The following is a 12,130-nucleotide window of genomic DNA, read 5'->3' as shown; positions in this document are numbered from 1 at the left end:
CATGACGCGCATCCTTCTCGTACTCCTCCGCCACGGCGAGGCCCGGCAGGCCTGACGACCTGCCCCAGAGGCCCCCTCGCCGTGGTGACCGGCGCGGGCAGGGACTGCGCACACGGCCTCGCACCGGCACATCACCGTCGATGAGCCCGATCCGTCCCTTTCCTATCCATCTCTCAGGACTCCTTGAGGGTGGCGAGGGACGGTCGATCCCCAGGACAGCAGACGACGCACGAGTCGAGGAGCGAACACCGATGTACGACATGTACCCCGAGGGCTGGGGCCCCGCCGCGCACGACCCCGCCAACCCCACCAGCCGTGAGGCGGTCCAGCGGTCTCTCGACCTGCGGGACAACGGCGGGGAGCGACCCGACGACAACTAGGCTCGTCGGCATGACGAGCACCACGGCGCAGGCCGCCTCCACCACCGAAGCCACCGCCCCGGCAGCCGGGTCCATCGACCTCGCGGTCATCGAGGGCGACGGCATCGGTCAGGAGGTCGTCCCCGAGGCCCTCAAGGTCCTGGAGGCGGCTGCGCCGTCGGGCGTCACCTTCAACCGCACCGCCTACGACCTCGGCGCCGAGCGCTACCTGCGCACCGGCGAGGTGCTGCCGGACTCGGTGCTGGAGGAGATCAAGGGCCAGGGCGCCATCCTGCTCGGCGCGGTCGGCGGCAAGCCCGGCGACCCGAACCTGCCCCCGGGCATCCTCGAGCGAGGCCTGCTGCTGAAGCTGCGCTTCGCGCTCGACCACTACGTGAACCTGCGCCCGAGCAAGATCTACCCGGGCAGCGTCTCGCCGCTGGGCGACCACGTGCTCAAGGGCGAGGACGTCGACTTCGTCGTCGTCCGCGAGGGCACCGAGGGCCCCTACACCGGCAACGGCGGCGCCCTGCGCGTCGGCACGCCGGCCGAGGTCGCCACCGAGGTCAGCGTCAACACCGCCTTCGGCGTCGAGCGCGTCGTCCGCGACGCCTTCGAGCGCGCCAGCAAGCGCCCCCGCAAGAAGCTGACGCTGGTCCACAAGACCAACGTGCTGGTCAACGCCGGTGCGGTCTGGTGGCGCCTCACGCAGGAGATCGCCTCCGAGTACCCCGACGTCACCGTCGACTACATGCACGTCGACGCGACGATGATCCACCTGACGGTCAACCCGCAGCGCTTCGACGTCATCGTCACCGACAACCTGTTCGGCGACATCGTCACCGACCTCGCCGCCGCGATCACCGGCGGCATCGGCCTGGCCGCCTCGGGCAACGTCAACCCCGACCGCACCTACCCGTCGATGTTCGAGCCGGTCCACGGCTCCGCCCCCGACATCGCCGGCCAGCAGAAGGCTGACCCGACCGCCGCGATCCTCTCCGGCGCGCTCCTGCTCGACCACCTCGGTCACCCCGACGCCGCCGCCGCGGTCGAGAAGGCGGTCCTGGCCGACCTCGCAGACCGCGGCGCCGAGCCGCGCAAGACCTCCGCGATCGGCGACGCGATCGCCGCCCGAGTAGCCGGCTGACGCCCGAGGACGTCCGCCGCGCACCGCCGGGACCCCGCACGACGCGGGCCTGACCCCGACCCTCGCGACACCGACGACGTCGGGCGCTGCCCCCCACCAGGCGGGGAGCGGTCGCCCGGCGTCGGCGCTTTTCCGCCGCCGTCCCCGCGCGTCAGGCCCTCGCAGGCCCGCCGCACGACCCCTGACCCTTCCGCGCGGACAGGGTGACGACGCGCTCCAGGCAGCCCCCGCCGACGCGGCACCCCTGTCTCACCACGAGAGAGACCCACTAACGTGACCCTCATGCAGATCAGCACGACCGTCTCGGACCACCCCGTCGACGACGCCCGGCTCGCCGAGATCTTCGCGAACCCCGGCTTCGGCACCTACTTCACCGACCACATGCTCACGGTCGAGTGGACGCCGGACGCCGGCTGGCACGCGGCTCGCATCGAGCCCTACGCGCCGCTGTCGATCGACCCCGCCGCGGCCGTGCTGCACTACGCCCAGGAGATCTTCGAGGGGATGAAGGCCTACCGGCACCCCGACGGGTCGGTCTGGTCGTTCCGCCCCGAGGCCAACGCCGCGCGCATGGCCCGCTCCGCCGAGCGCCTCGCGCTGCCCGTCCTGCCCGAGGACGAGTTCGTCGAGTACGTCGACGCCCTGGTCCGTGCCGACGAGCGCTGGGTGCCGACGTCCGAGGGCGCGAACGAGAAGAGCCTCTACCTGCGCCCCTTCATGTTCGCCTCCGAGACCTTCCTCGGCGTCCGGCCCTCGCAGCACGTCACCTTCATGGTGATCGCCAGCCCCGTCGGCTCCTACTTCAAGGGCGGGGTCAAGCCCGTCACCATCTGGCTGACCGAGCAGTACTCCCGCGCCGGCCGCGGGGGCATGGGCGCGGCCAAGACCGGCGGCAACTACGCCGCCTCGCTGGTCGCCCAGCAGGAGGCCTCGGCCCACGGCTGCGACCAGGTCGTCTTCCTCGACTCCACCGAGCAGAAGTACGTCGAGGAGCTCGGCGGCATGAACCTCTACTTCGTGCACGCCGACGGCCGCATCGTCACCCCGGCGACCGGCACGATCCTCGAGGGCATCACCCGCGCCTCGATCATCACGCTGGCCGAGAAGATGGGCTACACCGTCGAGGAGCGGAAGTTCTCCATCGACGAGTGGAAGGACGGCGTCGCCTCCGGCGAGATCACCGAGATCTTCGCCTGCGGCACGGCCGCCGTCGTGACGCCCGTCGGCGAGCTGCGCTGGGACGGCGGCTCGCTGCCCTCGGCCCCCGTCGGCGAGGTCGCCATGGAGCTGCGCAAGCAGCTCGTCGACATCCAGTACGGCCGCGCGGACGACGGCCACGGCTGGATGCACAAGATCTGCTGAGCCCACCCGCACTGCTCGACGCCCGTCCCGGCCCGCCCGGGGCGGGCGTCGTCGTGTCGGGGGCGCCGCACCCTCGCCGGTACCCTCACGCCCATGAGCGCCCAGCCCACCGACCGCGGTGACCGCACCGGTCCCCAGCGCGTGGGGCCCTACGAGCTGATCACCAAGCTCGGCGAGGGCGGCATGGGCGTGGTCCACCTCGCGCGCACGCCCGAGGGCGACCGCGTCGCGCTCAAGGTGCTGCGCCCGCACGTGGTCGGCGACGACGAGGGACGGCAGCGGCTGGCCCGCGAGGTCGCGTCCCTCGGACGGGTCCACTCCCGCTGGGTGGCGCCGGTGCTCGACGCGGACCCCTGGGCGACCGTGCCCTACGTCGCCACCCGGTACGTGCCGGGCCTCTCCGTGCACGACCACGTTGCGGAGGAGGGCCCGATCCGCGGCGCCGACCTGCTGTGGTTCGCCGGCTGCCTCGCCGAGGGCCTGGCGGCCGTGCACGGTGCCGGCGTCCTGCACCGCGACGTCAAGCCGTCCAACGTGCTGATGGAGGGCCGAGCGCCCATCCTCATCGACTTCGGCCTCGCCCGGCTCGCCGAGGACTCCCGGCTGACCCGGACCGGCTTCCTGCTCGGCACGCCCGGCTACGTCGCACCCGAGATCCTCGTCGGCGAGGACGCCAGCGCCGCCTCCGACGTGCACGCGTGGGCCGCGACCGTCGCCTACGCCGGCACCGGCCGCGCCCCGTTCGGCCGCGGCCCGATCGAGGCGGTGCTCGACCGCGTCCGCCGGGGCGAGCACGACCTGACCGGCCTCGAGGGCGACCTGCGCCGGGTCGTCGAGGTCTCCCTCGACCCCGAGCCCGACCGCCGTCCGACCCTCGACCAGCTGCTGTCCTGGTTCCGCGCCCAGGGCGTGCCGTCCCGGCCGGCCACCGTGGCCGCCGACCCCGTCCCCGACACCCAGCCGCTCGGCCCGGCCTCGCACCCCCAGGACACCACTCGCGTCGTCCCCGTCGCCGGTGCTGCCGCCGGTGCTGCTGCCGGTGCCGCTACGAGGGCCGCTGCCGCCGAGCCCACGCTCGTGGAGGAGGCGCCCCACACGCAGGTGCTGCCCGAGGACCGGTACGACGACCGGTACGAGAGGGACGACGAGGACACCGGGGACGCTGAGGGCACCGGGGACGACGGCGACGACCTGGACGGCCTGCGCTGGGGCGGCTGGGGCGAGGAGGAGACCGAGCCGGAGCCGCCCGTCCGCGTCGGCGCGGGGGAGCGGCTGCGCCGCGGCCTGCTGTGGCTGGCGCTCGCCGCCGCCGTCGGGGCCCTGCTCTCGGCCTACCCCTACCTGGTCGGTGCCGGCCTGGCCGCGGCCACCTGGCTGCTGCGCGGGGCCTCCCGCGGTGCCAGCCGGGTCGACGAGCGCCGGGCCGAGCGCGGCAGCCGCTGGCACGACGGGCCCCGTCGCGTCGTGGGCCTGCCCTGGGACCTGCTCCAGACCCTGCCGTCGACAGGGCTGCTGCTCCTCTGGTCGGTCGGCTGGGCCGTGGCGGCCGGTCTCGTCTGCTACGCGGCCGCCGTGGGCCTGCCGCGCACCGCGCTCGTCGGCGGTGTCCTGCTCGTGCTGGCTCTGGGCGCCGGCCCGGGCTCCGAGCGGGTGCGTCGCCCGCTGCGTCGCGTGGTGCAGCCGCTGTCGGCGGGCGTGGGCACCTGGCTGGTGATGCTGGTCGTCCTGGCCGCGCTCGCGGGGGCGGGCGCCACCGCCGTGCTCGACGGCGGCCCGGACTGGGCCCCGGCCGGGGGAGCGCCCTGGCGGAGCGTCACGCTGCCCGACTGGCTCGTCGGCTGACCCCACGTCCGTCCGCTCCCGGCGTCCGGCGCTCCGCGGTACCGGCACCTGGACGCGAGCGCCGCCACCGCCCCGTCGTGGCACACTGGGGGCGTGCCCGACCAGCCGGTGACCCACATTCGCCAGCGCGTCGCGCTCCTGGGCTGAGGCCCACCGACGGAGCACGACGCGCGCCACCTCTCGTTCGCGAGAGGTTTTTTTGTGCCCCGACCGCGGGGCGCCACCGGGCGGGAACGAGAGATGCGAGGAGAGACCATGGCGGCCGACGACGCCTTCCACGTCTACGACACGACCCTGCGTGACGGGGCCCAGCAGGAGGGGCTCAACCTCTCCGTCGCCGACAAGCTCTCCATCGCCCGGACCCTCGACGGTCTCGGCGTCGGCTACATCGAGGGCGGCTGGCCCGGCGCCAACCCGAAGGACACCGAGTTCTTCCGGCGCGCGGCCTCCGAGCTCGACCTGCGCCACGCCACGCTCGCCGCGTTCGGGGCCACCCGCCGCGCGGGCGTCGCGGCCGCCGACGACCCGCTGGTCGCCGCGCTGCGCGACTCGGGCGCGCAGGTCGTCACCCTCGTGGCGAAGTCGCACGACCGGCACGTCGAGCTGGCGCTGCGCACCACGCTGGAGGAGAACCTCGCGATGGTGCGCGACACCGTCGCCCACCTCACCGCCGAGGGCCAGCGGGTCTTCCTCGACGCCGAGCACTTCTTCGACGGCTACCGCGCCAACCGCGCCTACGCGCTGGAGGTGCTGCGCACCGCCTACGAGGCGGGCGCCGAGGTCGCGGCCCTGTGCGACACCAACGGCGGCATGCTGCCGACCTGGGTCGGCGACGTGGTCAACGACGTCGTGGAGACCACCGGTGGCCGGGTCGGCATCCACTGCCACAACGACACCGGCTGCGCCGTGGCCAACTCGCTGGCGGCCGTGGACGCGGGCGCGACCCACGTCCAGGGCACCGTCAACGGCTACGGCGAGCGGACCGGCAACGCCGACCTCGTCACCGTGGTGGCCAACCTCGAGCTCAAGCTCGACCGGCCGGTGCTGCCGCCGGGCAAGCTGGTGGAGGCGACCCGGACGGCCCACGCCGTCGCCGAGGTCACCAACGTGCCGCCGGCCTCGCGCCAGCCCTACGTCGGCACCAGCGCCTTCGCCCACAAGGCCGGCCTGCACGCCTCGGCGATCAAGGTCGACCCCGACCTCTACCAGCACATGGACCCGGCCGGGGTCGGCAACGACATGCGCCTGCTGGTCTCCGACATGGCCGGTCGGGCCTCGATCGAGCTCAAGGCCCGCGAGCTCGGCTTCGACCTCTCCGAGGACCGTGACCTCGTCAGCCGCATCACCCAGCGCGTGAAGGTGCTGGAGAACCGCGGCTACACCTTCGAGGCCGCCGACGCCTCCTTCGAGCTGCTGCTCGAGGAGGAGGTCAACGGCCACCGGCCCTCCTACGTGGACGTGGAGTCCTGGCGCGTCATCACCGAGACCGGCCCGGCCGCCGGCCCCGGCTCGGACGCGCTCTCAGAGGCCACCGTCAAGCTGCGCGCCGGCGGCGTGCGCTACGTGGTGACCGGCGAGGGCAACGGCCCGGTCAACGCCCTGGACCAGGCGCTGCGCAGCGCCATCGGTCAGGCCTACCCCGAGGTCGCCAAGCTCGAGCTGGTCGACTACAAGGTCCGCATCCTCGACCAGGGCCACGGCACGGACGCGATCACCCGGGTGCTCATCGAGACCTCGGACGGCGCCGGCACCTGGGTGACGGTCGGGGTCGGCCCCAACGTCATCGAGGCCTCGTGGGAGGCGCTGCTCGACGCGGTCACCTTCGGCCTGCGTCGGCACGAGCACTGACCACGCGCCCGGCCAGGTCCACCCACGCCGCGACCACCCGCTCGACGGGCAGGTGCTCGCGGTCGACCTGCTGGACGAGCACCGGCACCTCCAGGGGTGCCAGCAGGGCGGTGGCCAGCAGCGGCAGGTCTCCCGCCACCCCGAGCTCGCCCAGCAGGTGACCCACGTGCAGCGCCATGAAGGACGAGGCCGCCACCGAGCGTGAGCCGGTCGCGTCGCCCGCGGCGCGGATGAGGTCGGCGTGCAGCAGCGTGGTGCGCAGCCGGGACTCGCCGAAGGCGACCAGCCGCTCCCACGGCGGTGCCCCGGGGCCCAGCGGCGGCTCGCCGCCGAGCACGGAGGCCTGCCAGTCGCGCTCGGAGAGGTCGAGCACCTGGGCCATCAGCCCCTCGCGCGAGCCGAACCGGCGGAAGACGGTGCCCTTGCCGACGCCGGCCCGGTGGGCGAGGCACTCCATCGTCAGCGAGGAGGTGCCGCCCTCGGCGACCATCCGCACGGCCTCGCGCAGCAGCGCCTCGCGGTTGCGGGCCGCGTCCGCGCGCTCGGCCGGCGCGGCGTCGGCGAGCGGCAGCAGCGGGCGCGTCATCGGCCCAGCCTAGGCGGCGCGGGGTGCCCGTGTGGTGGAGAACACCGCACTGCGACGTGCACGCAGGGCGAGACGGGGAACAAGAACCGGACCACGGTCCGTTAGTTTAATCGACAACTGTCCCCGATATTCAGCTCTGCTGAGTCAGGAGCCCCTTCCTCATGACGACCCGCGTCGCCGTCCTCGTCGGCAGCCTCCGCGCCGCCTCCCTGAACCGCAAGCTCGCCGAGTCCCTCGCCTCGCAGGCGCCGGAGGGCGCCGAGCTGTTCCTCGTCGAGGGCCTGGACGCGCTGCCCTTCTACAACGAGGACATCGACACCGACGACGTCGACTCCTCCGTCCTCGCGCTGCGCGAGGCCGTCGCCGGCGCCGACCGCGTCCTCGCCGTGACCCCGGAGTACAACGGCACCATGCCGGCCGTGCTCAACAACGCCCTCGACTGGCTGTCCCGCCCCTTCGGCGCCGGCGCCATCAAGGGCAAGCCCTTCGGCGTCATCGGCCTGGCCCCCAGCCCGTACGGCGGCCAGTGGGCCCACGGCGACACCGCCCGCTCGGCCGGCATTGCCGGTGCCGTCGTGGTGGAGGACGTGACCGTCTCCCAGAACTACCTCGAGACCGACGTCTTCACCGACGAGACCGTCCAGGCCAAGCTCCGGGGCGCCGTCGCCAAGCTCGTCTCCTACGAGGTCGCGGCCGCCTGAGCGACCCCCCTCCTCGTCACGACCCCGGGACCCGCCACCCCTGAAGCGGGTCCCGGGGTCGCGTCGCGTCCGGAGGGGTGCCGGCCTGAGGGGTGCCGGGGGTCCTGCGGACCTGCCGGGAGCCGCCGGTCGCGGAGTACGGTGCCCGCATGAGCGCGCTGCACGACCTCACCGCGCTGGAGCAGGGCGCGCTCGTGGCCGCCGGCGAGCTGACGCCCCTGGCGCTGGCCGAGCACTACCTGGACCGGGCGGCCCGTCTCGACGACGTGGGTGCCTTCGCCACGCTGGCCACCGAGCGGGCGCACGCCCACGCCTGGCACCTGACGCAGCGGGGCCGACCCGCCGACGCCGGGCCGCTGTGGGGCCTGCCCACTGCCGTGAAGGACCTCAACGCCACGGCCGGCGTCCGCACCACCTTCGGCTCCGCCGCCTACGCCGACTTCGTGCCGGAGGTCTCCGACTCGGTGACCCTGTCGCTGGAGGAGGGCGGCCTCGTCTGGCTCGGCAAGACCGCGGCGTCCGAGTTCGGCTCGCCCTGCTACACCGAGCCCGCGGGCCTGCCCGCGGCCGTCACCCCCTGGGACCGGGGCCGGATGGCCGGCGGCTCCAGCGGGGGAGCGGCGGCCGCGGTGGCGGCGGGCCTCGTGCCGCTGGCCCAGGGCTCGGACGGCGGCGGGTCGATCCGCATCCCGGCGTCCTGCTGCGGCCTCGTGGGGCTCAAGCCCTCGCGCGGGCGCGTCAGCGGAGCGCCGCTGTACGGCGAGCCCACCGGCCTGGCCACCTCGGGGCCGATCGCCCGCACGGTGCGCGACGCCGCGGCCCTGCTCGACGTGCTGGCCGTGCACCGCGCCGGTGACCCCTACCCGCCGCCGGCCGGCCCCGCGTCCTTCCTCGGCGCCTGCGACGAGGCCCCCGGACGCCTGCGCGTGGCTCGCTTCGCCGAGCCGGTCATCACCGACGCGCACGTGCACCCCGACGTCCTGCAGGCCTGGGAGGACGCCTCCGACCTGCTCCGTTCGCTCGGCCACGAGGTCGTCGACGTGCCGGTGCCGCTGCCGCGGGAGGCCGTGGCCACCTTCGAGACCTGCTGGGCGGTGCTCACCGCGCTCTCCCCGGCGCCCGCCGGCCGCGAGCACCTGCTGAGGCCGCTCACCACCTGGCTCGCCGACCGGGGCCGGGCGGTCAGCGGCCCCGAGTTCGGGCTGGCGCTGGGCGCCATGCGCCGCCACGCCGCGACGGCGCTCGAGGCCCTGGCCGGCTTCGACGCGGTGCTGACCCCCACGCTGGCCGACGTGCCGCTGCCGGTGGGCGCCATCCGCGACGACGAGCACCCGGAGGCCGACTTCGAGGCGCAGAAGCGGTTCACGCCCTGGACGTCGCTGTGGAACGTCACCGGGAGCCCGGCCGTCTCCCTGCCCCTGCACCAGACGCCCACCGGCCTCCCGGTGGGGGTGATGCTGGCCGCCCACCCGGGCCAGGACGCCACGCTGCTGCGCCTGGCCGCGCAGGTCGAGACCGCGGCGCAGAAGCAGGAGCCCACCGCCTGGCACCACCGCCGCCCGCCGGGCTGGGAGCGTCCGTGAGCCGCGTGCCCCTGGTGCCGACGGCGCACCTGGAGGCCGGTGTCCGCGACGGCGCGCGCCGACTCTGCGTCCAGGCCTTCGACGGGTCGTTCTCCTCGGAGGACTGGACGCACGCGCTGGGCGGGCTGCACGCGGTGCTCCTGCACGGGGGCTGGTCGGAGGGCGGGTCGGAGGGCGGGTCGGGCGGCAGGTCACAGGGCGGGGACCGGGCCGGGGAGGGCCGCCGGGACCCGGTGGCCCCGGTCGTCGCGCACGGCGCCCTGGTGGCCCGCCGGTTCCTGCACGGCCCTCCCGGCCGGGAGCGGTCGCTGCGGGTCGGGTACGTGGAGGCGGTGGCCGTGGCGAGCGACCTGCGCCGCCGCGGCCTGGCGAGCCGGGTGATGGAGTCGTTGGAGTCGTTGGCCCCCGGCCACGACCTGCTCGCCCTGTCGGCCTCCGCGCAGGCACGGGCGCTCTACCTGGCACGCGGCTGGACGCCGTGGGCCGGCCCCACCGCCGTCCTGACGCCGTCGGGGGTGCAGGCCACCCCCGACGAGGACGACGGCGTGCTGCTGCTCCCCGGCACCCTCGACCCGGCCTCGCTGGACCGGGCGCACCCGCTCGTGTGCGACTGGCGGGACGGCGACGTCTGGTGAACCGCCCCTGAGCCTGCCCCTGGTGCCTGCCGGACCTCAGTCCGCCAGCCCCCGTGCGGCGAGCGCGTCGCCGGTGTCGTGGGCCCGCTTGACCACCCGGATCACGAACGGTACCAGGAACGCGCGCGGGTGCCGGCCCAGCCCGCGGGCGCGGGCGGCGTCCCGGGTCTCCCAGGCCAGGCCCAGGGTGGTGGGCAGCGCGCTCACGGCCAGCGAGAAGGCCAGGGCGAACCGCTCCGGGTCCACGCCCACGCGCCGCAGCGGGCCGAGCCAGCGCACGATCGCGTCGAGCATCGCGTTGACCGCCGTGGTGGCCGTGACGACCGAGGCGCACAGGGCCAGGCCCAGGAGCAGCAGCACCGTGCGGCCCGCCTCCGCGGGCCCGGCGAGCAGCACCTGGAGCACGCCCAGCACCAGCAGGGGCAGCACCAACGGCCGCACCGTGGCCCGCACGTCGGCGGTGCGCAGCCCGGCGACGGCCCCCGCGAGCAGCCCCAGCGCCACGGCGCCGCCGGCGGAGGCGAGCCCGAGCCACGCCGGCTCGTCGAGCAGGACGACGACCCCCGAGGTGAGCGCCAGCCCGCCGAGCTTGGCGCCGACCGGCGCCCGGTGCAGCACGCTGCTGCCCGGCCGGTGCAGCGCGACGACCTGGGGGACGCTCACGTCGGTGCGCCCCCGCCCAGCGGGGCCCCCTCGAGCACGCTGGCCACGTAGGCGTCGACCGCCTCGGGGGCGGGTGCGTCCAACGCGATGCGACCGTCGACCACGACCAGCGCGCGCTCGCAGCGGCGGGCGAGGTCGAGGTCGTGGGTGAGCAGGACCAGGGTCTGCTCCAGGCCCAGCAGGGTCTCGCCGACCAGCCGGGCGTTGGCCAGGTCGAGCAGGGTCGTGGGCTCGTCGGCCACGACGACGTCCGGCTCGGTGGCCAGCACGCCGGCCAGCGCGAGCATCTGCCGCTGACCGCCCGAGAGCGTGTGCACGGACTGGTCGGCGCGCTCGGCGAGGCCGAAGCGCTCCAGCACGGCGAGGGCCGCGGCCCGGCGCTCGCGGCGCGGCACGAGTCGCCGCAGCGACAGCTCCACGTCCTCCACGCAGGTGGGCATGACGAGCTGCGCTGCCGGGTCGGTGAAGCAGAACCCGACGCGGCGCCGGACCCGGGCGGTCTCGCGCGCCACGTCCGTGCCGTCGACGAGCACGCGACCCGAGGTGGGCGTGACCAGGCCGTTGAGCAGCCGGGCGAGCGTGGACTTGCCGGAGCCGTTGGGGCCGATGACCGCGACGCGCCGCTCGGTGAGCACGACCGAGGTCGGGTGCAGCACGACCGTGCCGGAGCCTGCCGCGGTGCCGGGCCCGGGGGCGGTGACCCCGGCGCCGTCCAGCTCGAGACGGGTGCTCAGGGCTCAGCCCCGGGCGAGCAGGCGCGGGAACGCGCGGTGCACGGGCACCGCCACGAGGGCCACGAGCGCGACCTTGATCAGGTCGCCGGCCCAGAACGGCGCGTCGTAGGAGAAGGCGGTCACCCAGTCGACGCCGAAGTAGACCTTCATGCCCGCGACGCCGCCGAGGTGGTTGACCACGGTGGCGAGGACGCCGCCGACGACCACGGCGATGCCGAGGGCGAGGACGCTGCCCGTGCGGCGGGCGACGAGGGCGACGGCGAGGCCGATCACGGCGGCGGCGACCGGGAACGTGAACAGGTACCCCGCGCTGGCCCCGACGAAGGGCGCGAGGCCGCCGGCGTGGCCGGAGAGCACGGGCAGGCCGACGGCGGCGAGCACCAGGTAGAGGGCGACGGCGAGGAAGCCGCGCACCGGGCCCAGCAGGGCACCGGCCAGCAGCACGCCGAAGGTCTGGAGGGTCAGGTTGATGCCGGAGCCGCCGAGCGGGAACCCGCCGAGCACGGCGCAGACGGCCACGAACGCGGCGAACGCGGCGACCAGGGCGAGGTCGGTGGCGCCGAGGCGGCGGCGGGCCGGGGCGGGGGCGGACTGCTCGGTCATGGTCATGGGTGGTCCTTCGTGCGGGCCTACCTGAACGGTGTTCAGGGTGAACGGCGTTCAGGTTAGG

General features: G+C 75.0%; 12 protein-coding genes. 8 read left to right on the top strand and 4 right to left on the bottom strand.

Annotated elements, in window-relative coordinates:
• Positions 1 to 251 precede the first annotated feature (251 nt).
• From M8330_RS21815 to cimA, 5 genes are all read left to right on the top strand, one after another.
• Complete coding sequence (locus M8330_RS21815; RefSeq protein ID WP_272495245.1) at positions 252 to 380, top strand: hypothetical protein; 129 nt, start codon at positions 252 to 254, stop codon at positions 378 to 380.
• A gap of 10 nt (positions 381 to 390) precedes the next feature.
• The gene (locus M8330_RS05360) at positions 391 to 1,506 is read left to right on the top strand and encodes a 3-isopropylmalate dehydrogenase (protein ID WP_250826484.1); all 1,116 of its coding nucleotides are present in this window, start codon (positions 391 to 393) and stop codon (positions 1,504 to 1,506) included.
• Positions 1,507 to 1,788: 282 nt separating this feature from the next.
• Positions 1,789 to 2,868: a branched-chain amino acid aminotransferase gene (locus M8330_RS05355; protein ID WP_250055581.1), complete on the top strand. Its 1,080-nt coding sequence runs from the start codon at positions 1,789 to 1,791 to the stop codon at positions 2,866 to 2,868.
• A 93-nt stretch (positions 2,869 to 2,961) separates the two neighbouring features.
• Entirely contained in the window at positions 2,962 to 4,710 is a 1,749-nt protein-coding gene (locus tag M8330_RS05350; protein WP_250826483.1) for a serine/threonine-protein kinase, read from the top strand.
• A 255-nt stretch (positions 4,711 to 4,965) separates the two neighbouring features.
• The gene (cimA, locus tag M8330_RS05345) at positions 4,966 to 6,558 is read left to right on the top strand and encodes a citramalate synthase (protein ID WP_250826482.1); all 1,593 of its coding nucleotides are present in this window, start codon (positions 4,966 to 4,968) and stop codon (positions 6,556 to 6,558) included.
• On the opposite strand, the gene M8330_RS05340 is transcribed toward cimA, so the two are convergent.
• Positions 6,527 to 7,144 (bottom strand): TetR/AcrR family transcriptional regulator, encoded by a 618-nt coding sequence (locus M8330_RS05340; protein ID WP_250826481.1) that lies wholly within the window; start codon positions 7,142 to 7,144, stop codon positions 6,527 to 6,529. The two genes, cimA and M8330_RS05340, sit on opposite strands and share 32 nt — an antisense overlap.
• A gap of 161 nt (positions 7,145 to 7,305) precedes the next feature.
• Here M8330_RS05340 and M8330_RS05335 point away from each other — a divergent pair, with 161 nt between their 5' ends.
• The 3 genes from M8330_RS05335 to M8330_RS22335 all read left to right on the top strand — a co-directional run bounded on the left by M8330_RS05335 (position 7,306) and on the right by M8330_RS22335 (position 10,063).
• A complete protein-coding gene (locus M8330_RS05335) occupies positions 7,306 to 7,845 on the top strand; it encodes an NADPH-dependent FMN reductase (protein ID WP_250826480.1) in 540 nt (179 codons plus the stop codon).
• 149 nt (positions 7,846 to 7,994) lie between these two features.
• Positions 7,995 to 9,428 (top strand): amidase, encoded by a 1,434-nt coding sequence (locus tag M8330_RS05330; protein ID WP_250826479.1) that lies wholly within the window; start codon positions 7,995 to 7,997, stop codon positions 9,426 to 9,428.
• Positions 9,425 to 10,063 carry a GNAT family N-acetyltransferase gene (locus M8330_RS22335; protein ID WP_250826478.1) on the top strand — a complete coding sequence of 213 codons (639 nt, stop codon included), beginning with the start codon at positions 9,425 to 9,427 and terminating at the stop codon, positions 10,061 to 10,063. Before M8330_RS05330 ends, M8330_RS22335 begins: the two co-directional genes overlap by 4 nt.
• A gap of 36 nt (positions 10,064 to 10,099) precedes the next feature.
• Here M8330_RS22335 and M8330_RS05320 read toward each other — a convergent pair whose 3' ends face one another.
• The 3 genes from M8330_RS05320 to M8330_RS05310 form a co-directional block, all read right to left on the bottom strand.
• Positions 10,100 to 10,726: a CbiQ family ECF transporter T component gene (locus tag M8330_RS05320; protein WP_250826477.1), complete on the bottom strand. Its 627-nt coding sequence runs from the start codon at positions 10,724 to 10,726 to the stop codon at positions 10,100 to 10,102.
• Positions 10,723 to 11,382, bottom strand: a complete 660-nt coding sequence (locus M8330_RS05315) for an energy-coupling factor ABC transporter ATP-binding protein (protein WP_250826476.1) — start codon at positions 11,380 to 11,382, stop codon at positions 10,723 to 10,725. The genes M8330_RS05320 and M8330_RS05315 overlap by 4 nt, the downstream gene beginning before the upstream one ends.
• 81 nt (positions 11,383 to 11,463) lie before the next feature.
• A complete protein-coding gene (locus M8330_RS05310; RefSeq protein ID WP_250055592.1) occupies positions 11,464 to 12,069 on the bottom strand; it encodes a biotin transporter BioY in 606 nt (201 codons plus the stop codon).
• Positions 12,070 to 12,130: the final 61 nt, after the last annotated feature.

This window comes from Nocardioides bruguierae (genome assembly GCF_023656415.1).
GTDB lineage: Bacteria > Actinomycetota > Actinomycetes > Propionibacteriales > Nocardioidaceae > Nocardioides > Nocardioides bruguierae.
This window is presented reverse-complemented; position numbering and strand designations above follow the sequence as displayed.

Excerpts from the sequence above, each read along its gene's own strand:
- M8330_RS05330 (WP_250826479.1), top strand. The coding sequence starts at position 7,995 with ATGAGCGCGCTGCACGACCTCACCGCGCTGGAGCAGGGCGCGCTCGTG.
- M8330_RS05335 (WP_250826480.1), top strand. The coding sequence starts at position 7,306 with ATGACGACCCGCGTCGCCGTCCTCGTCGGCAGCCTCCGCGCCGCCTCC.
- cimA (WP_250826482.1), top strand. The coding sequence starts at position 4,966 with ATGGCGGCCGACGACGCCTTCCACGTCTACGACACGACCCTGCGTGAC.
- M8330_RS21815 (WP_272495245.1), top strand. The coding sequence starts at position 252 with ATGTACGACATGTACCCCGAGGGCTGGGGCCCCGCCGCGCACGACCCC.
- M8330_RS05310 (WP_250055592.1), bottom strand. The coding sequence starts at position 12,069 with ATGACCATGACCGAGCAGTCCGCCCCCGCCCCGGCCCGCCGCCGCCTC.
- M8330_RS05360 (WP_250826484.1), top strand. The coding sequence starts at position 391 with ATGACGAGCACCACGGCGCAGGCCGCCTCCACCACCGAAGCCACCGCC.
- M8330_RS05340 (WP_250826481.1), bottom strand. The coding sequence starts at position 7,144 with ATGACGCGCCCGCTGCTGCCGCTCGCCGACGCCGCGCCGGCCGAGCGC.
- M8330_RS05355 (WP_250055581.1), top strand. The coding sequence starts at position 1,789 with ATGCAGATCAGCACGACCGTCTCGGACCACCCCGTCGACGACGCCCGG.
- M8330_RS05350 (WP_250826483.1), top strand. The coding sequence starts at position 2,962 with ATGAGCGCCCAGCCCACCGACCGCGGTGACCGCACCGGTCCCCAGCGC.